Source organism: Microbacterium neimengense (genome assembly GCF_054782995.1).
Genome location: NZ_BAAGRK010000003.1, coordinates 915,617 through 936,543, shown reverse-complemented (window position 1 = coordinate 936,543; position 20,927 = coordinate 915,617). Strand labels below are relative to the sequence as shown.

Here is a 20,927-nt window from a genome sequence, read left to right as displayed (position 1 = left end):
CGTGCGGCTGCTCACCGGCGGCTACGGCGCCGAGATGGACGGCATCGGCGAGGGCATCGGCGAGCTGCATGCCGGTGCCGCCGATCAGTCGCTCGCGGGATCGGCTCTCGCCTTCGCCGGCGTGGTCGCCCCCGTCGAGGGCTCGCCCTCGTGGGTCGCGCGCCATCCCACCCTCGACGTGATCTACGCGGCTCTCGAGTCGGCGGGCGCGGTACAGGCCTTCCGTCGCACCGGTGAGTCCCGCTACGAGCGCCTCGGGCCGGCGATCCCCGCGGGAGAGGCGGTCTGCCACATCGCCGTCGCGCCCGACGGCGCCTGGCTCATGGCGACGTGCTGGGGGGACGGACGCGTCGTGCGGATGACGCTGGACGTCGCCGGACGTCCGTCGCGACCCTCTGTCGCGCCCGCTCCCATCGACCCGTATGCCGGTTCGGGAATGTCGGTGTCGACCGCCGTCGCCGAGGCGGCCGACGTGAGCCTCGAGGCGGCTGCCCGTGCCCTGCGGGAGGTTGCGGGCGAGGACTACGCGCACCTCATCCCGCACCTGGGGGAGTCGGAGGCGCCCGTCGCACCCGAGCTCGAGGCCCCCGTGCTGGAGCGCACCCCGCACGCCCACCAGAGCATCCTTCTTCCCGGGGGAGCTGTCGCCACCACCGACATGGGCTTCGATCTTGTGCGGTTCTGGCGCCCGTCCGGCGACGGGCTGCGGGCGGCGGGCCAGGTCGTGCTTCCCCGGGGCAGCGGCCCCCGCCACGGCGTGTGGCACCCGAGCGGTCACCTCTACGTCGTGGCGGAGCTCTCGCGCGAGGTGTTCGTGCTGGCGCCGGATGCGTCGGGTGCCTGGCGCCTGGTCGGCGGCGTGCAGCTGGCCGGAACCCTCGACGGCGACACCGCGGCGGAGCTCGCCGCATCCTCCGACGGGTCGTTCCTGGTCGCCGGCGTGCGCGGCAGCAACACCCTCGCCACCGTGCGGGTGGCGGGCGCGGGGGAGCAGCTGCAGTTCGTCGCGCTGGCCGACAGCGGCGTGGACTGGCCGCGCCACCACGTCGTCTCGCGCGACACGGTGCTGGTCGCCGGTCAGCGGTCGGACGAGGTCGCCGCCGTGTCGCTGGACCTTCGCACCGGCATCGCGGGCCGTGTGCGCTCTCGCGTGGCTGTGCCCTCCCCGACCTGCCTGCTGCCCATCCGCTGACGGGGGAGTTCCCGGCCTCAGGCGTCGGGATGCAGTTTCGCGTCCTGCTTCGGGATGATGACCTGCTTCACGATGAGAAGGACAGACGCGGTGACGGGGATCGCCACCAGCGCGCCGAGCAGTCCGAGCAGCGTGCCGCCCACGAGCGCTCCGATCACCACGAGCGAGCCCGGGATCGAGATCGTTCGGTTCATGACACGGGGCGTGAGCAGGTATGCCTCGAGCTGCATGTATACGAGGTAGGCAATTGCGAACACCAGTGCGCCCATGGGGCTGGCGAAAAGAGCGAAGACCGAGCCGATGACCCAGAAGAGCACCGTTCCGACGAGGGGGATGAGGGTGATGCAGAACGCGACCACCGCGAACAACTGCGGGAAGGGCAGGCCGAGCACGAGGAACATGATGAGCACGAACACGGCGTTGCACAGGGCGAGCACGACCATGCCGCGCAGGTATCCGCCGATGGAGTCCGCGATCTCCTCGGTGAGCGAGGCGACCTTGGTGCGCGAGTAGGCGGGGGCGAGCGAGAGGAGCGACTTCTTCATCATCGGCAAGGAAGCCGTGAAGTAGAGGCTCAGGACCAGGACGATGATCCCGCCGGAGATCCCGGTGACGATCGAGACGCCGACCTTCAGCACGCCGCCGCTGATCGAGGCGATGTTGGTCGGATTGGTGATGAAGTCCTGCACGTGACCGAGGATGTCGGGCAGGACGCTGCCGAAACTGTCGTGCAGGCTGCGATACAGATCACTGTTCTGGAAGTTGGTGATCAGCTGAGGCACCCCGTTCACGAACTCCGCGATCTGCTGAACCACTGTCGGGATGATGAGCAGGAGCACCCCGACCAGCACGATCGCGAAGCCGACGAACACGATCACGATGCCCCAGACGCGTGCGACGCCGCGCTTCTCGAGGAAGCGCACGAGGGGATCGAGGCCGAGAGCTGCGAACAGGGCGAACGCCACGTAGATGAGCACCGTGGACAGGTTCGAGACGGCGAGTCCGAGCACCAGCGCGAGGAGGCCCCCGAGCGTGACGAAGAACCCCAGTGCGAACGGGTGGTGCACGGCGCGCCAGCGCAGACCCGTGGCGGTGGGCGGGGCGGATGCGGGATCGACGGACCCAGCCGATTCATCGGTCATGCCCACACTCTAGGGTGCGGCCCGCGCGGTAGTGTCGAGCGCGAGGAGGACGCCATGACCGAGCCCGTCGACCCGATCTCCACCCTCCAGGGGCTGCGCGCCAGCATCGACAACATCGATGCTGCGCTGACGTTCATGCTCGCGGAGCGTTTTCGCTGCACGAAGGCCGTGGGAGCCCTGAAGGCGGAGCATGGCCTTCCGCCCTCCGACCCTGCCCGCGAGGAGCGGCAGTTGGCGCGCCTGCGGAGTCTGGCGCTGCAGGCGGACCTCGACCCGGCGTTCGCCGAGAAGTGGTTCAACTTCGTCGTCGCCGAAGTGATCCGGCACCACGAGGCGGCGGCGTCCGCCACCGACTGATCCCGCTCCGCGCGGGGCGATCAGCCTCGACCCTCACGCCGCCGAACGCGCGCGCAGCGAGTCGCCGAGCCGACGCGCGACGTGCTCGAGCACCGGCTTCGGGGTCGCGAAGATGAGCCGCGCGAAGCCTGTGCCGGCCACCCCGCACATGGTCCCCTCCGTGAGCTGGACCGATGCCTCCCGCTGGAAGAACTCGGCGGGTGCGTCACCGAGGCCGGCGTTTCGGAAGTCGATCCACCCGACGTAGGTTCCCTCGGGCTTCGGCATCCAGGCGTCCGGGACCTCCTCGGCAAGGAGGTTCTGCAGGGTGTCGCGATTGCGTTCGAGATAGGGCACGAGCTCGGCGAGCCAGTCGTCGCCGTCGCGGTAGGCCACCGCGTTGGCGATGGCACCGAGGTTGCTGGTGCCGTGGCCGCCGAACGGGCCGACCTTCGCCCACTTCTCCCGGTCGGCGTCGCTCGTGAGCACGAGCTGCGCGCACTTGAGCCCGGGCAGGTTCCAGGCCTTGGATGCACTCATCGCCGTGATCGTGTGTTGTGCGGCCGCCTCCGAGATCGATGCGTACGGGATGTGGGTGGAGCCGCTGAAGACGAGCGGCGCCCAGATCTCGTCGGAGAACACGCGTCCGCCGTTGCGTTCGACGACCTCGGAGACGGCGACGAGCTCCTCGCGACTGAAGACGCGTCCCACCGGGTTGTACGGGTTGCACAGCAGCAGGAGGTTCCCGCCGTCGTCGAACGCGCGCTGGAGGGCATCGAGGTCGAACTCATAGCGGCCCTCACGCACGACGAGCGGGACCTCGACAACCTCTCGTCCCCGCATCGGCGGCACGAACAGGAACGGCATGTACGAGGGCGTCGGCACGATGATCTTGGAGCCTGGAGCCGAGCAGTGCTCCATCGCGAGTTCGAGGCCGACGATGACATCCGGCACGCCCCATACATCCGCTGCCGGAACCTGCCAGCCGTAGCGGCGTCCGACGAACTCCGCCGTCGCCTCGGAGAGATCCGTGGCGATCCCCCGCGGCATGTAGCCGAACGACCCGGCGTCCACGGCGCGGTGCAGTGCCTCGGTGATCTTCCGATCGATGCCGAAGTCCATCTCCGCGACGAACGCGCCCAGGGTTCCGTCCTCTGCCGACCACTTCGTGGCCCCGGTGGATCGCAGCTGGTCGATGGTGATGGCATCGACGCGCCGTGCGAACTCGCTCATGCTGTGCTCCTTGTCGACGGCGGGACTCGGGTAGCGGGCCGAGATCGCGCCCTCTCCATCATCCCGTCGTTTTCAGGGCGTGGCGCGCCGCAGCGTCGGGAACGCGATGGCGGCCAGCACCGCGGCAACCGCCGCGGTCAGGAGGGTGATTCCGCCGAAGCCGATCGACGCGAACCAGTCGATGACGTACGGCCAGGCGTCCATGCGCGTGACGGCGAACAGGGCGAGCACGATGACTGCGGCGACCGCGACGAGCGTGACGATCAGCCACAACGTGCCGAAGCGCTTGAAGATCGTGGCGCCCCAGAAGCCGGAGACGAAGAACAGCATGGCGAGCACGAAGTAGAAGAGTCCTGCCAGCGCCGCTCCCGATTCCCAGACGACCCCGACGGCGAAGAAGTAGCCGTTGAGTCCCCAGCCCCCCGTCGCCGTCTCGATGAGCCCGCCGATGACGAAGATGACCGCGAGCATGGCGGCGGTGAGAACTGCCGTCAGCATCGTTCCGATGAAGAACTCGCGGCGCGTCACGCTCATCGCCTGCGAGAACGGGAACGTCATGGTCAGGGCTTGGGCGCCGATGACCGCGAAGTACCAGAGCGGCGCCTGTGCGCCACCGCCGTAGAAAGCACCGGTGACCCCTGCGCTGTACAGGATGCCGTAGACCGCGAGGCTGAGAGCGAAGGCGCCGCCCAGGACGATGAGCGGAACCCAGAGGAAGGTCTGCCTGTTGGTCAGCTGCATGCGCACGACCTTGAGGATGCGGTTCATCGCACGACTCCGTTCTCGAGAGCGGGGGATTCGACGCGCTGCGTGAGGCGCACGACGAGCTGTTGGAGGGAGACGGGCGCGAGCTCCAGGCCCGCATCCCGCATGCGCGCGCGCTCGTCCGGGGTGAGCGCGCCGAGGACGGTGACGGATGCGACGCGGCCGAGGCTCTCGCGGTGCAGCACCTCGCGGCCGGCGACGAACGCGTCGACCGCCTCGGCGTCGCCGACGACACTCGTCGCGCGCTCGCGCAGCGCCTCGGTGTCCTCGTCGAGCAGAACGCGTCCGCCCTCGATCACGATGACCTTCTCGAGGAGATTCGACACCTCGTCGATCAGATGGCTCGACAGGATGATGGTGCGGGGGTGCTCGGCGTAGTCCTCGAGGAGCCGGTCGTAGAAGATCTGGCGGGCGACCGCATCCAGTCCGAGATACGGCTCGTCGAAGAAGGTGATCTCGGCGCGCGAGGCGATGCCGATGATGACGCCGACGGCGGAGAGCTGTCCGCGGGAGAGCTTCTTGATGCGTGTCTTCATCGGCAGGCGGAAGTCCGCGATGAGCCGCCCGGCGAGCTCCTGGTCCCAGTTCGGGAAGAAGAGCCGGGCGATGCGGAACGCGTGAGCGGGGAGGGCGTCGTCGGGGTAGCGCTGGCTCTCGCGGACGAAGCAGACCCGCGAGAGCACGTGCGCGTTCTCGTACGGGTCCTCGCCGAACACGCGCACCTGTCCCGAGGTCGCGAAGTTCTGCGCGGTGAGGATCGACATGATCGTCGTCTTGCCCGCTCCGTTGCGTCCGAGAAGGCCGTAGATGGCGTCCTTTTCGATCCGGAAGCTGACGTCGTCGATCGCGACGGTGTCCCGGTATCGCTTGGTCAGTGCGCTGACCTCGATCACGGCGGTCACTGGTTCTCTCCTTCGTTGGTGGCGGCGCGGTCGGCGATGAGGTGAGTGATGTCCTCCGGGCCGAGCCCGAGCCGTCGGGCTTCGGTCAGCAGCGGGTCGATGAAGCGGTCGGCGAACGCGGAGCGGCGTTCGTTCTGCAGTGCCTCGCGGGCACCCGGGGCGACGAACATGCCCACGCCGCGGCGCTTGTGGAGCACTCCCTTGTCGACGAGCATGTTGACTCCTTTGGCCGCGGTGGCGGGATTGATGCGGTGGAACGCGGCGAGTTCGTTCGTCGACGGCGCCTGGTCCCCCTCGCGGAGGGTGCCGTCGACGATGGCGTCCTCGACGCTCTCCGCGATCTGGAGGAAGAGCGGTTTGCCCTCTTCGATCACTGGATCCCCGTTCAGTGGTTCATTACTTGACTAACTAACCATGCAACGACGGATGCGGAAATGTCAAGAAGCGAGATGCGAGTTCGCTCCGCTACGACGCGAGCCGGAGCGCGCGTCGCCTCACGGAACGGGCGACGGGTCGCGTCAGGACGGATTCGAATCCTGCGAGACGGGAGGCTCCCAGCGCCTGGCGTACTGCGCCATGGGTTGCAGGGAACGCAGCAGCTCTCGCCCGCGTGCGGAGAGACGATACGAGATGCTCACCGGGGTGGTGGGAGCGACCATGCGCTCGACGAGACCGGCCCCCTCGAGCTCGCGGAGGCGAACGCTGAGCATCCGGGCGGAGAGGCCTGCGACGCGACGCTCGATCTCGCTGAAGCGCTCCGCCCCCATCCCCAGCGCCAGCAGGATGCCGCTGGACCAACGTTTGCCGACGAGCTCCATCACGCCCGCGAGACGCCGGCATTCCTCGTCGTCGATGTGGAGCGGCGCGCGAGCTGCGTCGGCGGAAGCGTCAGTCACGCACCAAAAGTAAGTAACTTACGCAGCGTTTGTCAATGACGTTCCGTCTGCCAAGGCTGAGTGCATGCCCGACTACCTCCACCCCCTGCGATTCGGCAGCTTCGTCACCCCGATCGCGTCCGCCCCGCAACGCCCGGTCGACCTGGCCATCCTCAGCGAGGAGCTCGGCCTGGACCTCGTGACGTTCCAGGACCACCCGTACCAGCCGGTGCTCCAGGACACGTGGACTCTCTTGGCGTGGGTCGCCGCGAAGACATCCCGCATCCACGTCTCGGGAAACGTGCTGAACCTCCCGCTGCGCCAGCCTGCCGTCCTGGCTCGCGCCGTGGCGAGCCTGGACCGGCTCAGCGGGGGAAGGGCCGAGTTGGGGATCGGCACGGGAGGGTACTTCGATGCGATGGCGACGATGGGCGCCCCGCTGTTGACCCCTGCCGAGGCGGTGAGCGGCCTGGATGAGGCCCTCGAGATCATCAGGGGACTCTGGGACACGGCCGATCCGTCGCCGCTCTCGGTGGAGGGGGAGTTTCACCGCGTGGCCGGCGCCGCCCGCGGGCCGGCTCCTGCGCACGAGATCCCGATCTGGGTGGGTGCGTACAAACCTCGTATGCAGCGGATCATCGGACGCAAGGGCGACGGGTGGTTGCCGAGTCTGCCCTGGATGAAGCCGGGCGACATCGAACGCGGAAACCGCGTCATCGATGATTCCGCCCGCGCAGCGGGACGTGATCCGCGAGACGTGACCCGCCTGCTGAACGTGACCCCGCAGTACGACGCGGAAGACCTGGCCGAGCTCGCGGTCGAGCACGGGATCAGCGTCTTCATCATGGGCGCGGACGACCCGCGGGAACTCCGCACGTTCGCCACCGAAACGGCTCCCCGCATCCGAGACCGGGTCGAGCGGAGCCGGCAGGCGTCACGTGCGGCCGTCGCATCATCGGCCCGCGCCTTCGCCGACGACCCGATCCCCGACGCGCTCGCGGCGCGGGTCTTGCTGCCCGGCGACCGCGGCTACGCCCGGTACACGTCGAGCTACTTCCGTGGCGCCCGTCCCGGTCTGATCATCCGTCCGGAGTCCCCGGCGGAGGTCCAGGATGCCGTGCGATTCGCCGCACGGCATCGGGATCTGCCCCTGGGTCTGTTCAGCGGCGGGCACGGCCTGTCGGGGCGTTCACTGAACAACGGCGGCATCGTCATCGCCCTCGATGCCCTGAACGCGATCGTCGTCGATGGCGACGAGGTGCGCGTCGGCCCGGGCGCCCGCTGGGGCGAGGTCGCGCGGGAACTCGCGCCGCACAACCTCGCCATCACCGCGGGCGACTACGGCGGCGTGGGAGTGGGGGGACTGGCCACGACGGCGGGGATCGGCTGGTTCGTGCGAGAACGGGGCCTCACGATCGACCACCTCCGCGCGGTGGACGTCGTCACCGCGGACGGCGAGCTCGTGCGCGCGAGCGCCTCGGAGAACGCCGACCTCTTCTGGGCCGTGCGCGGTGCCGGGGCGAACTTCGGGGCGGTGGTCTCGTTCGAGTTCGAGGCGCACCCCGTCTCCGAGCGCGTCGGATTCGCGATGCTCGCTTTCGTCCCCGACGACCTCACCGCCTTCCTCGAGGGATGGGGGGAGGCGATCGAGAGCGCCGACCCGACCGTGACGGGGACGCTCATGATGGGCCCCGCAGCCCCGGGCGCGCCAGCGGTCGTGCAGGCACTGATCCTCGTCGACGAGCACGATCCCGACACGGTCGTGGAGCGACTGCAGCCGTTCGCGCGGCTGGCGCCGATGGCGAACCAGTCCGTGCAGATGCTCCCGTACGCGGCCCTGCTGGAGCTGCCCGTCGGCGGAGAGCAGCAGCACGGGCAGGGCGAACCCCGCGGGCACTCGGGCCTCGTTCGCCATCTCGACCACGACGTGGCGGTGAAGATCACGAGGCTGCTGTCGTCGGGGGCGCCGTTCATCCTCAGCATCCGTTCCGCCGGAGGTGCGGTCGCGAACGTCGCGGCGGACGCGGCCGCGTACGGATGGCGGGACGCGAACTTCCTGCTCGCGATGCTCGGCGGCGGTTCGGAGGAGCTGGAGGAGCGGTGGGCGGATCTGGTGCCGGCGATGGAGGGCATGTACCTCAGCTTCGAGACCGATACCGGCCCGGAGGTCCTGGCGCGGGCCTTCCCGCCCGCGCATCTGAGTCGACTCCGCCGGCTCAAGGCGCTCTGGGATCCGACCGGCCTGTTCCGCGACAACTTCTTCATCGAGCCCGACCCGCTGTGAGCCGGCCCTGCCCAGCTCGACCGGAGTCGGTACTCACACCGCACGTGCGCCCAGGTGCGACGTTTGATATCACGCGGGCGCGTTAGCGCGATCGTTCGGATACGGCAACCGAGGGGGCCGACTTGCGAACCCCGAAAACGCATGACACGTTGGAAAAGGCCCGTCGCCGGGCCCCACGACCAGTCCGCGGTCGCCTGATGCCCCTTCGGGAGGGCGTCGGCGAGCGTACGGTCGACGACCGTGCCCGGGTCCTATGCCCGGAGCCCGTGCGTGTCGCGCCTCCCGACGCGGCCGCCCGTGGTCGTCCACCCGGGCGTGACCGATGCAGTCTGTGCACCGGACTGCCGAGGTGCAATCCACGTGAGTGTCGAACATGCCATTGAGGCGCGGAACCTGTTCAAGGTCTTCGGCAAGAATCCCAAGTCCGTCATCGAGCAGCTCCGCGCGGGCAAGACCCGTGCCGAGGTGTCGGACCGCGGCACGGCCGCGGTGATCGACGCGAGCTTCACCGTCGACCCGGGCGAGATCTTCGTGATCATGGGCCTCTCCGGCTCCGGCAAGTCCACGATCATCCGCATGCTGAACGGTCTGCTGCCCCCGAGCGCCGGCGAGGTGCTCGTGCAGGGCCAGAACGTGACCACCGCCTCGGCCGCGCAGCTGCGCCGCATCCGACGCTCGTCGATCTCGATGGTGTTCCAGCACTTCGCGCTCCTTCCGCACCGCACGGTGCTCGACAACGCCGCCTACGCGCTGGAGATCCAGGGCGTCGGAACGCAGGAGCGGCGCGAGCGCGCCCGGGAGATCCTCGACAAGGTCGGCCTCGGCGATCGGGTCGACGCGATGCCGGGAGAGCTCTCCGGTGGCATGCGCCAGCGCGTCGGCCTCGCCCGCGCCCTCACCTCAGGCACCGACATCCTGCTCATGGACGAGGCCTTCTCGGCGCTCGACCCCCTCATCCGTCGAGAGATGCAGGAACAGCTGATCGAGCTGCAGCAGGAGCTCGGCCGCACGATCGTCTTCATCACGCACGACCTGAACGAGGCCATGTTCCTGGGGGACCGCATCGCGGTCATGCGCGACGGCCGCATCGTGCAGAACGGCACCCCGGAGGAGATCCTCACCGATCCGGCGAACGACTACGTCGCCCAGTTCGTGCAGGATGTCGACCGGGCGCGCGTGCTGACCGCCTCGTCCGTCATGGCGCCGCCGCAGGCGACCACGCCCGTGTCGGCCGGGATGCGGGGAGCTCTGCGCGTCATGCGGGACCTCCAGGCCGGGGCCGTGGCCGTCGTCGAGAACCGCCGCTACATCGGTGCCGTGACCGACCGCGCCGTCATCCGCGCGGTCAAGGCGGGAGAGACCGACCTCCGCCGCATCGTGCAGCGCTCCCAGCAGGTCGTCTCGCCCGACGACCCTCTGACGGATGTGGTCGAGCACGCCGTGGAGTCGCCCTACCCCGTCGCGGTGGTCGATGAACGGCAGCGCCTCGTAGGCGTCATTCCCCGCGTCACCCTCCTCGCCGCCCTCGGCAACGTTCCCGCCGTCACGCGGGAGAACCCCATCATCGACGTGCCGGCATCCGTGCCGGCGAGCGTGCTCACCGAGACGCTGGCGGTCGTCGACCAACCCGCAGCCACGACCACGGGAGGTGCGCGATGAACGATCTCTTCCGCCTCCCCCTCGGCGACGTCGTCGAGACCGCCGTCCGCTGGATCATCAAGACCTTCTCGTGGCTCTTCGACGGGATCAGCGTTGCCTTCCGTGCCCTCTACGACGGGCTCGACACGGTGCTGTCCGGTCCGCCGTTCTGGGTGATCATCGCCGTATTCGTCGCTCTCGCGTTCTTCGCGAAGGGGTGGAAGCTGGCCCTGGGCACGGCGATCGGGCTGCTGCTGATCGTCACGATCGATCAGTGGGATGCGGCCATGGACACCCTCGCGCTCGTGATCATCGCCGCCGTCATCGCGGTCGCCATCGCCCTTCCCCTCGGCATCTGGGCCGCTCGCAGCGATCGCGTGTCCGCCGTCGTGCGACCTGTGCTCGACTTCCTCCAGACGATGCCCGCCTTCGTCTACCTGATCCCCGCCCTGATCATGTTCAGCGTGGGACCCGTGCCCGGCATCGTCGCCACCATCGTGTTCGCGATGTCTCCGGGTGTGCGACTGACGGAACTCGGCATCCGCGGTGTGGACACCGAGGTCGTCGAGGCCGGTCACGCCTTCGGCGCCTCGCCCGGCCGCATCCTGCGCCAGATCCAGCTGCCCCTGGCACTTCCGAGCATCATGGCCGGCGTGAATCAGGTCATCATGCTGAGCCTGTCGATGGTCGTGATCGCCGGCATGGTGGGAGCGGGCGGACTCGGCGGTCAGATCGTGCAGGCCCTGAGCCGGATCGACATCGCGCTGGGCGTGGAGGCGGGTCTCGCCGTCGTCATCATCGCGATGATCCTCGACCGCGTCACCTCGAGCTTCGCGGGCCCCCGCCCGAAGCGCGCGCTCCTCAGCCGACGCCGCGCGCTCGCCCGCGCAGCCTGAGCGCGCCCGGCCCATCCGAGAACTTGCGAGCTCATCACTCGCGAGCGGCCGTCGACACTCGACGTGCCGTACCGACCTTGTCCGCGACAGCACGCGGACGGAGAGGACTGCAGATGACTGTCACCAAGAAGAACCTGACCGCCGGCATCGCCCTCGCGGGCGTCGCTGCCCTCGCCCTGACCGGCTGCTCTGCTGCCGGCGACGCGGGCGAAGGGTCGGGCGAGCGTCCCATCACGATCGCCGTGTTCAACGGCTGGGACGAGGGCATCGCCGCGTCCGAGCTGTGGAAGAACGTGCTCGAGGAGCAGGGCTACGAGGTCGAGCTCGAGTACGCGGACCCGGCAGCGGTCTACACCGGTATCGCGAACGGCGACTACGACCTGACTCTGGACACCTGGCTGCCGCTGACCCACGCCCAGTACATGGAGACCTACGGCGACGACCTCGTCGACCTCGGCGCCTGGAACGACGAGGCCAAGCTGACGATCGCCGTCAACGAGGATGCTCCCATCGACTCGCTCACCGAGCTCGCCGACAACGCCGACGTCTTCGGCAACCGTCTCGTCGGCATCGAGGCGGGATCGGGTCTCGTGACCGTCACGCAGGACGAGGTCATCCCCGGCTACGGCCTGGAAGGGCTCGACTTCGTCACGTCCTCGACGCCGGCGATGCTCACCGAGCTTCAGGCGGCGACGGATGCGGGCAAGGACATCGCCGTGACGCTGTGGCGTCCGCACTGGGCCTACAACGCCTTCCCGCTCAAGGACCTCGAGGATCCGGACGGCCTGCTCGGCGACGCCGAGGGCATCCACACGGTGACGTCGTCGAGCTTCAAGGACGACTTCCCCGAGGTGAACGACTGGCTCGCGTCGTTCAAGATGGACAACGACACCCTGTACTCGCTCGAGGATGCGATGTTCAACTCCGGCGGCAGCGGCAACGACTACGCCCCGGCGGTCGCCGACTGGATCGCCGAGAACCAGGCGTGGGTGGACGCACTGACGTCCTGACGATCGTCGCCGAACGCGCCGCATCCTTCGGGGTGCGGCGCGTTCCGGCGTTCAGCACGTGCTGGTTTTCAGCGCGCGCTCTCTTCGGCGAGCAGGGCGAGCTTGCGGACCGAATCGCGGAACGCTGCCTCGGTCGCTTCCACGTCGCCCGTGCCGGTCGTATCGGAGATGAGTGATTGGAACGCGGAGACGGTCACGAGTACCGTCAGCGATGCCTCACGCACGATCGACGTGTCATCGTCGGCGAGCCGCCGGCGCTCGGGGTGCGCCGCGAGCCACGGCGCGAGGAACGCCGTGAGCTCCGTGGTCAGCGAGAGGAAGGGCGCGAGGATCGCGGCCTGCGTGTCGGGCTGCTCCAGCAGCATCCGATTGCGTCCCTCCGCCACCACCGCGTTGATCTGCGCGTGGCCGATCGAGGCGATGATCAGCCGGAAGACCGCGGTGGTGAGCGGGACATCCGCCGACATCTCGATGATGACGGCAGCCTGCTCGGCCGGCAGCAGGTGCAGCGAGCGACCGAACAGCGCGGTCTCGCGGGAGCTCATGTAGTTGAAGAACGTGCTGCGCGACACGTCGGCGCGCTTGCAGATGTCGGCGACCGTGACATTCGCGTGGCCGCGCTCGAGGGCGAGCTCGACGGCCGCGATCTCGATCGCGTTCTCGGTGTCGCGCTTCTTGCGTGCGCGCAGTGACTCTGGCATGGCTCCTGAAGGGGAAGGTGGACGTGGTATATCTTTGGACGGCGTCCACAGGCGATTGCCTGAGACGACGTGGCCTGCGTTATGGACGTGAGTGTCGCTGGGGGGCGTCGCGGGGGCCCGGGGGCATCGGCGGTTCGCGCCGGTGCCCCTCTTCATCCGACCCGGTCGCGGATGCCGGGGGACCGGCCTCCGACGCATCGGCGCCGTTCCGGGCGGCGGTGGCAGGAAGCTCGAGGGCGACGCGTCGCTCGAGTTCGTCGATCGCCGCATCGGAGAGCGAGATCAACCCGTCGAGCTCTTCGCGTACCCTGCGGTACGCGAGCTGTCGCTCGGCGGGAGTCGCCGCCTCGTCGACCGCGACCGAGAGCAACTGCTGCGCGGTGTCGAGGCGTTTGCGCTCGGACGGCGTGAACCCGGCATCCCTCACGCGTCGCGCCTCGCGTTCGGCGACGTCGAAGGCCACCTCGTAGTCCGTGACGGCGTTCTGGTACGCGGCGAGTTCTGCCGCGGTGATCCTCGCATCCGCCGATGCCGGCCGCATCCGATCCGCGACCCGCTTGGCGCGCAGGAACGCGGCCGTGAGCTCCTGGCGTCCGTCGCTCATGGCGGGGTAGGCGATCATCTTCGCGACGTCGAGCTCGTACTCGAGCCAGCGCGCCGTGGTCGCGTCGTGTTCGGCGAGAGTGCGTTCGAGTGCGGACGCCGTCGACTGCGGGCGCGGTTCGGCGGGCGCCGCTGCGATCGCGCCGCTCTTGGCTCGAATCAGCTCGAGTCGCCTCTCGTGCCGCCGCTTGGCGCCGCGCTCCCACGCGCGGGCGACACCGCCGGCGACGCCGATGAGAGGGAAGGCGAGCCACCAGTTGTGCTGGAGGAACGCGAACAGCTGATCCACTTCTCCATGTTAGGAGCCGGGATGGGCGGATCGCGGGTCACGAGGCCAGAGTTCTCCGCGTCCCCGGCGGGCTGCGCCGACCACAACGGCGGCGACGATGGAGAATAGTCATTGCCATGATCGAGATCTTCACGCCCGCCGAGGTCGACCGCGCACGCCGGACGGGCGCTCTCGTCGGTCAGATCCTCGACACGATCCGCTCGCGCGTCGTGCCCGGCACCAACCTGCTCGAGATCGATGCCTGGGCGAAGGAGATGATCCTCGGCGCCGGTGCGGTCTCGTGCTACGTCGACTATGCGCCCTCGTTCGGTCGCGGACCGTTCGGCCACTACATCTGCACCGCCGTCAACGACGCCGTGCTGCACGGCATGCCGCATGACGAGCGCGTCGCCGACGGTGACCTGCTGACTCTCGACCTCGCCGTGACGCTCGACGGGATCTCGGCGGATGCGGCCGTGAGCTTCATCGTCGGCGAGGCCCGCCCCGCCGAGAGCGTCCCGCTGATCGAGGCGACCGAGCGTGCGCTCGCCGCGGGTATCGCGGCCGCGAAGCCCGGCGCCAAGGTGGGCGATCTGTCCCGCGCGATCGGCACGGTGCTCAAGCAGGCCGGTTACTCGGTGAACGTCGAGTTCGGCGGCCACGGCATCGGCACGACGATGCACCAGGACCCGCACGTCCCCAACGCCGGGCGCCCGGGTCGCGGCTTCGTGCTGCGTCCGGGCCTGCTGCTCGCGCTCGAGCCGTGGGTCATGGTCGACACGGATCAGCTCGTGACCGATGACGACGGCTGGACGCTGCGCAGCGCCACCGGATGTCGCACCGCCCACACCGAGCACACGGTCGCCATCACGGAGACCGGCGCGGAGATCCTGACACTTCCGCGCTGACGGCGGAGCGGGTTCTCCCGCGAGCTCAGGGGCGAGGGTCGCGACGGGTGCCACCGGAGCGGCGCGGCACGGGCCACACGGTGCGGATGACGCGCTCGGCCGGTCCGGGTGTCTCCTGCACGGGCGGCGCTGGCCACGGCGCCTCCTCCAGGGGGCGTGCCGGCTCGGTGCGGATGACGCGAGGCGGCTCGGATGCGGCTGCGCGCTCGCGCGGCGGAACCTCGGTGCGCCGTCGTCCCCGCTCCGCGGACGCACGCAGCGCGGCGGTCTCTGCAGCCGCGAACACCTCGTTCAGCTCCCGGACCGCAGCGGCATAGGCCACGAAATCCGCGGGGTCCATGCGTGTCGCGCCGCCCGGCGGACGCAGCCACTGCGCCCGCTGCATCGCCTGCAGGTAGGCGGCCGTCTCCGGATGGTGCGGGTCGCTCATCTGCGGCACGGCGATCGCGAGTTCGACATCGGTCTCGTACTCGAGCCAGCGGGCGGCGATCTCGTCGTGCTCGCGCACGATTCTCGCCAGCGGCAGTTCGGCGTCGCGTGCCGCCAGTTGCGCGCGCTCCGCCTTCACGCGTGTGCGCGCAGCTCGTAGCAGGAGCGTCGCCGTGCGCTGCGCTTCGCGCGCCTGGTTCAGAGCGCGGCGCGCCTCGGAGTGCGACGTGCTGCGGGTGGCGCGAGCCGCTTGCACCTCGGCCTGCGCGGCGCGCGTGCGCGCGCGGGCGCTCAGCAGCTCGCGAACCGCGTGCTGCTCCTGGTGCCGGGCCGCATCCAGCGCCAGACGACGCGCCCGGCGCCGCCCGGTCGTCGCCGCGACGTATCCGACGGTGCCGGCACCCACCGCAGCGGGGGCGGTCCACCACCAGACCGCGAGGAACTCGAGCAGGGGTCCCACGTCTCCATGCTACGGCGCGGCGTGATGGACGGCCGAGAGGATGCGGAGATGCTCGCCCGGTCGGCGCAGCGAACTGACGTCTGCACGGCGGGCGAGCTGCATGCCGCCTCACGAGCCTCTCGTGTTCACACGAGCACCACGGATCGTGCAGACGTCGCAGCAGAGGCTCGCGGGACGCGGAGCAGGGGCGACGCAGCGGAGCACGCGGGACGCTGCAGGCTTCCGCCCGAACGCGATCGCGCCGGCTCAGCCGAAGAGCAGAGCGAGCACGGTCGAGCCGCCGCCGACGAGCACGAGCGCGATGATCACCACCCAGGCCACGACCTTCATGCGCATCTGGCGCTTGTCGGCGAAGCCCTCGTAGTCCTCGTCGTCGCTCATCAGGCGTCCTCGGTCACTGTCGGGCCGAACGCGGCGGGCAGCGTCGCACGCGAGCGTTCCCGCAGCTCGGACACCGAGAGGCTGAAGACGTCCTGCACCTCGAGAACCGACTCGCCGTCGCCGGAATCGGTGACACCGATGCGCAGCACGGGGTAGTCGCGCCCGTTGCACAGGCCCCGGAACTTCACGTCCTCCTCGCGCGGCACGCTGACGATGACGCGACCGGTCGACTCGGAGAACAGAGCGGATGCGGCATCCACCCCGTCGCGCTCCATGATCTCGGTGAGCCAGACGCGCGCGCCGACGCCGAAGCGCATGACGCCCTCGGCGAGTGCCTGCCCGAGGCCGCCCTCCGACAGGTCGTGGGCACTGGAGATGAGTCCCTGGTCGCCGGCGGCGCGCAGCAGCTGAGCCAGGCGCTTCTCGGCGGCGAGGTCGACCGCCGGCGGGCGACCGCCGAGGTGCTCGTGCACGACCTGGGCCCATGCTGAGCCGCTCAGCTCGTTGGCCGTCACTCCCAGCAGGTACAGGTTCTCGCCCGCATCCTGCCAGCCGCTCGGGATGCGGCGGGCGACGTCGTCGATGATGCCCATCACGCCCACGACGGGGGTCGGGTGGATGGGCACGTCACCGGTCTGGTTGTAGAAGCTGACGTTGCCCCCGGTCACGGGGATGCCGAGCTCGAGGCATGCGTCGGAGAGGCCCTCGACCGCCTGCGAGAACTGCCACATGACCTCGGGGTTTTCCGGGCTGCCGAAGTTGAGGCAGTCGGTGACGGCGGTCGGGATGGCGCCGGTGACGGCGACGTTGCGGTACGCCTCGGCGAGGGCGAGCTTCGCCCCCTGGTACGGATCGAGCTGGCAGAAGCGGCCGTTCGCGTCGGTCGCAATCGCGAAGCCCAAGCCGGACTCCTCGTCGACACGGATCATCCCGGCGTCGTCCGGGAAGCTCAGCGCTGTGTTGCCCAGCACGTAGTAGTCGTACTGGTTCGTGATCCACGAGGTGTCGGCGAGATTGGGGCTGCCGAGCAGCTGCAGGAACTGCTCGCGCAACGCCGCCGCATCCGTCGGACGCGGCAGAGCGGATGCGGAATCCGCCTGCAGTGCATCGATCCACGTCGGGTAGGCGACCGGACGCTCGTACACGGGGCCGTCGACGGCGACGGTCGAGGGGTCGACGTCGACGATCTGCTCGCCGTGCCAGAAGATCGCGAGGCGCCCGTCGCCGGTGACCTCGCCGAGCACGCTCGTCTCGACCTCCCACTTGTCGACGACGGCGAGGAAGGCCTCGAGTTTCTCGGGAGCGACGATCGCCATCATCCGCTCCTGCGACTCCGACATCAGGATCTCTTCGGGAGTCAGCGAGGGGTCGCGCAGCAGCACCTTCTCGAGGTCGACCCGCATCCCGGATCCGCCGTTCGCCGCCAGCTCGCTCGTGGCGCAGGAGATGCCGGCGGCGCCGAGGTCCTGGATGGCCTCGACGAGCTCGTCGCGGTAGAGCTCGAGGCAGCACTCGATGAGCACCTTCTCGGCGAACGGGTCGCCCACCTGAACCGCGGGGCGCTTGGTCGGGCCGCCGTCGGCGAACGTGTCGGAGGCGAGGATGGAGGCGCCGCCGATGCCGTCGCCGCCGGTGCGGGCGCCGAAGAGCACGACCTTGTTGCCGGGGCCCGTGGCGTCGGCGAGCTTGAGGTCCTCGTGGCGCAGTACGCCGACCGCGAGGGCGTTCACGAGCGGGTTGCCCTGGTAGACGCTGTCGAAGACGGTCTCGCCGCCGATGTTCGGCAGGCCCAGGCAGTTGCCGTAGAACGAGATGCCGCTCGTGACGCCGTGGACGACGCGGGCGGTGTCGGGGTTGTCGATCGCGCCGAAGCGGAGCTGGTCCATGACGGCGACCGGGCGCGCGCCCATCGAGATGATGTCGCGTACGATGCCGCCGACGCCGGTGGCCGCGCCTTGGAAGGGTTCGATGTAGCTGGGGTGGTTGTGGGACTCGACCTTGAAGGTCACCGCCCAGCCTTCGCCCACATCGACGACACCGGCGTTCTGGCCCATGCCGACCATGAGTCGCTCGCGCATCTCGTCGGTGACCTTCTGGCCGAACTGGCGGAGGTAGATCTTGCTCGACTTGTACGAGCAGTGCTCGCTCCACATGACCGAGTACATCGCCAGCTCGCCACTCGTGGGACGGCGGCCGAGGATCTCGCGGATGCGGTCGTACTCGTCGGGCTTCAGGCCGAGAGCGGCGTACGGCTGCTCGCGTTCGGGGGTGGCGCGAGCGTTCTCGACGGTATCGGCGGCAGGACGCGAGGCGGTGGCGGGAGTGGTCACGCGGCTGAGCTCCAGGGATCGGGGTGCCGGACCTGCTCAGTCTAGTTGGGCGCGGCGCGGCGGGGCGCGGGCGGTGCGGTGCCCAGGGTCTGGTGCGGCCCAACTCCTGCAGAACGGGCTGTGCGCGGTGTTCTCGGCCGGGGATGCGGATTCTGCAGGAGTTCGTGCATCCGCTCCGCCGCCGCCGCCGGCCGCCGCACGCCCGCCCGTCCCACCCACGGCTCGCCTGTCACAGATCGCGCGTTCCGCATCGATCTGTGACAGGCGAGCGGGGCGATCCGAGGTCAGTCGCCCTTCACGTTGACGAGCTGGCGCAGACAGTGCCGGATCGACACGAGATCCTCCGCATCCGTCATCACCCGGTCGATCGGCTTGTACGCCTGCGGGATCTCGTCGACGAAGGCGTCCGTGTCACGGAACTCGATGCCGACCATCGCCTCCCGCAGCTGGTCGCGCGAGAACGTGCGCCGTGCGGCGGAGCGGGAGTACTCGCGGCCGGCTCCGTGGGGCGACGAGTTGAGCGAGACCGGGTTGCCGAGCCCCTCGACGACGTAGGACGCCGTGCCCATCGACCCCGGGATGAGGCCGGGACGGCCCGCATCCGCCTGGATCGCACCCTTGCGCGACACCCACACCTCTTTACCGAAGTGGCGCTCGGGCTGCGTGAAGTTGTGGTGGCAGTTGATCCGCTCGTGCTCGACGACGTCCTCGCCGAGGAACTCGCCGAGCTGGCGCGCGACGCGGTCCATCATCTCCTCGCGGTTCAGCAGTGCGAAGTGCTGTGCCCACTGCAGCTCGCGGATGTAGCGCGCGAACTCGGGCGTGCCTTCCACGAGGTAGGCGAGGTCGGGGTCGGGCAGGTCGATCCACCACTGCTTCGCCAGCCGCTGGGCGACGGCGATGTGATGCGTGGCGATCCTGTTGCCGATGCCGCGCGAACCCGAGTGCAGGAACAACCAGACACGGTCGAGTTCGTCGACCGACACCTCGATGAAGTGGTTGCCCGATCCGAGCGAGCCCAGCTGCAGCCGCCAGTGGCCGACGTACGAGGCCGGGTCGAAGCCGGATGCGGCGGCCTTGGTCTCGAGCTCGGCGACGCGCGGCCCGGCGGTGGCGACGACCTTGCGGTTGTCGTGGCCGGCCGAGAGGGGGATGGCCCGCTCGATCGCCTCGCGAAGCGGCGCGAGGTCGCGGTCGGCGAGCTGCGGGAGCGAGAACTGGGTGCGGACGGCGATCATCCCGCATCCGATGTCGACACCGACGGCCGCGGGCATGATCGCGCCGAGGGTCGGGATGACCGAGCCGACCGTCGCGCCCTTGCCCAGGTGCGCGTCGGGCATCAGCGCGATGTGCGGGTGGATGAACGGCATCCGCGCCGAGGTGCGCGCCTGATCGAGGGTCTTGTCGTCGCTCAGGCGCGCCCACGACATGAGCCGTGCGGAGAGCTTCTCCATGATTCCTTTCCTTGCGTGGGGTGGACCAGCCGGTCCGGGTGTTCTCCCCGCGGAAAGAGAAACGCCCCGGACCTTTCGGTGCGGGGCGTGCGACGAAACTCGTCACATGCTGCGCGCCGGAGGGTACGACTCATAGCGGCCGCTGCGCTTCGAGAGAAGCTGCAGGGCCGCGTTCTGACGCAGGCCGTCGCGTGCGTGCATGGGTCGGTCTCCTCGGCTGATGCCGCGCCGGATGAGGCACAGCACTCCGAGGCTAGGGTGCGGCGGATGCGGCGTCAACCGCGTCGAGCCGTCGGCCCTGCACGCGGGATTCCGCGCGTCGCGCCCGGGTCTATCGTCGGAGCGTGAATCGGACCGATCGGCTCTACTCTCTCGTCGAGGAGCTGCGCGCCGTGGCACCGCGTCCCCGGAGCGCCCGCTGGCTGGCCGCGCGGTTCGAGGTCAGCGCGCGAACCATCGAGCGCGACATCAGCGCGCTGCAGCAGAGCGGCGTGCCGATCTGGGCGGAACCGGGACGCACGGGCGGCTACTGCGTGTCGCCCGAGCACACCCTGCCGCCGGTGAACTTCACGCCGCAGGAGGCGATGGCGATGGCCGTCGCGCTGCAGTCCATGGGCGCCGCGCCGTTCCGCTCCGCCGCCGAAACGGCCATGCGCAAGCTCGTGTTCGCGATGCGCGGCGATGACGCGCAAGCGGCCAGAGGTCTTGCGGAGCGCGTGCACTTCCTCCGCGAGGATGCCATCGTGGGCCCCGTTCCGCGCGTGTTCGCCGATGCGCTCGCCGATCCGCGCGTGCTGCGGATCGAGTACGAGGACCGTGCCGGCGTGCGGACGGAGCGTGAGATCGAACCGCTCGGGTACGTCGCGTCGAGCGGCGCGTGGTTCCTGATCGCGTGGTGCCGGCTGCGCGACGGCATCCGTGCGTTTCGCACCGACCGCATCCGCGAGGTCGTGGTCACCGCCGAGGTGCCCGAGCGGCGTGTGCTGACGGCGGAGGACATCGAGATCGTCTACGGGACGCTCGAGCCGCTGACGCTCTGACATCCGCGCGGAAACTCCGACAGGACGCTGTCGCGCACGCCGGTCAGACTCGCGAGGTCGAGAAGGACTCGGCAGAGCAC

Annotated in this window: 20 protein-coding genes; 8 read left to right on the top strand and 12 right to left on the bottom strand. The window is 69.5% G+C overall.

Translation table 11 applies throughout. The annotated features are described in order from the left end of the window. Position 1 precedes the first annotated feature (1 nt). Positions 2–1,192, top strand: a complete 1,191-nt coding sequence (locus tag ACYVJS_RS07220; protein WP_460739116.1) for a lactonase family protein — start codon at positions 2–4, stop codon at positions 1,190–1,192. A 17-nt stretch (positions 1,193–1,209) separates the two neighbouring features. Here the strand turns inward: ACYVJS_RS07220 and ACYVJS_RS07215 are convergent, their stop codons facing one another. Then, on the bottom strand, positions 1,210–2,334 hold the full coding sequence (locus tag ACYVJS_RS07215; protein WP_460739114.1) for an AI-2E family transporter: 1,125 nt from the start codon (positions 2,332–2,334) through the stop codon (positions 1,210–1,212). Between the two features lie 54 nt (positions 2,335–2,388). Between ACYVJS_RS07215 and ACYVJS_RS07210 the strand changes: the two genes are divergently transcribed. Then, positions 2,389–2,691 carry a chorismate mutase gene (locus ACYVJS_RS07210; protein WP_234074159.1) on the top strand — a complete coding sequence of 101 codons (303 nt, stop codon included), beginning with the start codon at positions 2,389–2,391 and terminating at the stop codon, positions 2,689–2,691. 33 nt (positions 2,692–2,724) lie between these two features. Here the strand turns inward: ACYVJS_RS07210 and ACYVJS_RS07205 are convergent, their stop codons facing one another. The 5 genes from ACYVJS_RS07205 to ACYVJS_RS07185 all read right to left on the bottom strand — a co-directional run bounded on the left by ACYVJS_RS07205 (position 2,725) and on the right by ACYVJS_RS07185 (position 6,466). Further along, positions 2,725–3,903 (bottom strand): MalY/PatB family protein, encoded by a 1,179-nt coding sequence (locus ACYVJS_RS07205; RefSeq protein WP_460739112.1) that lies wholly within the window; start codon positions 3,901–3,903, stop codon positions 2,725–2,727. Positions 3,904–3,975: 72 nt separating this feature from the next. Further along, a complete protein-coding gene (locus tag ACYVJS_RS07200; RefSeq protein ID WP_460739110.1) occupies positions 3,976–4,671 on the bottom strand; it encodes a hypothetical protein in 696 nt (231 codons plus the stop codon). Continuing rightward, positions 4,668–5,570, bottom strand: a complete 903-nt coding sequence (locus tag ACYVJS_RS07195) for an ABC transporter ATP-binding protein (protein WP_460739108.1) — start codon at positions 5,568–5,570, stop codon at positions 4,668–4,670. The genes ACYVJS_RS07200 and ACYVJS_RS07195 overlap by 4 nt, the downstream gene beginning before the upstream one ends. Next, a complete protein-coding gene (locus ACYVJS_RS07190) occupies positions 5,567–5,944 on the bottom strand; it encodes a GntR family transcriptional regulator (RefSeq protein ID WP_460739107.1) in 378 nt (125 codons plus the stop codon). Before ACYVJS_RS07190 ends, ACYVJS_RS07195 begins: the two co-directional genes overlap by 4 nt. 144 nt (positions 5,945–6,088) lie before the next feature. Beyond that, on the bottom strand, positions 6,089–6,466 hold the full coding sequence (locus tag ACYVJS_RS07185; protein ID WP_460739106.1) for a winged helix-turn-helix transcriptional regulator: 378 nt from the start codon (positions 6,464–6,466) through the stop codon (positions 6,089–6,091). A gap of 64 nt (positions 6,467–6,530) precedes the next feature. Between ACYVJS_RS07185 and ACYVJS_RS07180 the strand changes: the two genes are divergently transcribed. The 4 genes from ACYVJS_RS07180 (at position 6,531) to ACYVJS_RS07165 (ending at position 12,273) form a co-directional block, all read left to right on the top strand. Beyond that, positions 6,531–8,729, top strand: coding sequence for an LLM class flavin-dependent oxidoreductase (locus ACYVJS_RS07180; protein WP_460739104.1), 2,199 nt, complete (start codon positions 6,531–6,533; stop codon positions 8,727–8,729). Between the two features lie 360 nt (positions 8,730–9,089). Further along, the gene (locus ACYVJS_RS07175) at positions 9,090–10,388 is read left to right on the top strand and encodes a quaternary amine ABC transporter ATP-binding protein (protein WP_460739101.1); all 1,299 of its coding nucleotides are present in this window, start codon (positions 9,090–9,092) and stop codon (positions 10,386–10,388) included. Next, positions 10,385–11,263: an ABC transporter permease gene (locus ACYVJS_RS07170; RefSeq protein ID WP_460739099.1), complete on the top strand. Its 879-nt coding sequence runs from the start codon at positions 10,385–10,387 to the stop codon at positions 11,261–11,263. Before ACYVJS_RS07175 ends, ACYVJS_RS07170 begins: the two co-directional genes overlap by 4 nt. Positions 11,264–11,376: 113 nt before the next feature. Then, complete coding sequence (locus ACYVJS_RS07165; RefSeq protein ID WP_460739097.1) at positions 11,377–12,273, top strand: glycine betaine ABC transporter substrate-binding protein; 897 nt, start codon at positions 11,377–11,379, stop codon at positions 12,271–12,273. 68 nt (positions 12,274–12,341) lie between these two features. Here ACYVJS_RS07165 and ACYVJS_RS07160 read toward each other — a convergent pair whose 3' ends face one another. Continuing rightward, positions 12,342–12,974, bottom strand: coding sequence for a TetR/AcrR family transcriptional regulator (locus ACYVJS_RS07160; RefSeq protein ID WP_460739095.1), 633 nt, complete (start codon positions 12,972–12,974; stop codon positions 12,342–12,344). A gap of 79 nt (positions 12,975–13,053) precedes the next feature. Further along, a complete protein-coding gene (locus tag ACYVJS_RS07155; RefSeq protein WP_460739093.1) occupies positions 13,054–13,866 on the bottom strand; it encodes a hypothetical protein in 813 nt (270 codons plus the stop codon). Positions 13,867–13,982: 116 nt separating this feature from the next. Between ACYVJS_RS07155 and map the strand changes: the two genes are divergently transcribed. Beyond that, the gene (gene map / locus ACYVJS_RS07150; RefSeq protein WP_460739091.1) at positions 13,983–14,753 is read left to right on the top strand and encodes a type I methionyl aminopeptidase; all 771 of its coding nucleotides are present in this window, start codon (positions 13,983–13,985) and stop codon (positions 14,751–14,753) included. Positions 14,754–14,778: 25 nt separating this feature from the next. Here the strand turns inward: map and ACYVJS_RS07145 are convergent, their stop codons facing one another. The 4 genes from ACYVJS_RS07145 to ACYVJS_RS07130 form a co-directional block, all read right to left on the bottom strand. Further along, the gene (locus ACYVJS_RS07145; protein ID WP_460739089.1) at positions 14,779–15,642 is read right to left on the bottom strand and encodes a hypothetical protein; all 864 of its coding nucleotides are present in this window, start codon (positions 15,640–15,642) and stop codon (positions 14,779–14,781) included. A 246-nt stretch (positions 15,643–15,888) separates the two neighbouring features. Next, complete coding sequence (locus ACYVJS_RS07140) at positions 15,889–16,023, bottom strand: hypothetical protein (protein WP_283818104.1); 135 nt, start codon at positions 16,021–16,023, stop codon at positions 15,889–15,891. Next, positions 16,023–18,353 (bottom strand): phosphoribosylformylglycinamidine synthase subunit PurL, encoded by a 2,331-nt coding sequence (purL, locus tag ACYVJS_RS07135; RefSeq protein ID WP_460739087.1) that lies wholly within the window; start codon positions 18,351–18,353, stop codon positions 16,023–16,025. Before purL ends, ACYVJS_RS07140 begins: the two co-directional genes overlap by 1 nt. 284 nt (positions 18,354–18,637) lie before the next feature. Next, a complete protein-coding gene (locus tag ACYVJS_RS07130) occupies positions 18,638–19,807 on the bottom strand; it encodes an RtcB family protein (protein WP_460739085.1) in 1,170 nt (389 codons plus the stop codon). 344 nt (positions 19,808–20,151) lie between these two features. Between ACYVJS_RS07130 and ACYVJS_RS07125 the strand changes: the two genes are divergently transcribed. After that, a complete protein-coding gene (locus tag ACYVJS_RS07125) occupies positions 20,152–20,847 on the top strand; it encodes a helix-turn-helix transcriptional regulator (protein WP_460739083.1) in 696 nt (231 codons plus the stop codon). The last annotated feature ends 80 nt before the right edge of the window (positions 20,848–20,927 follow it).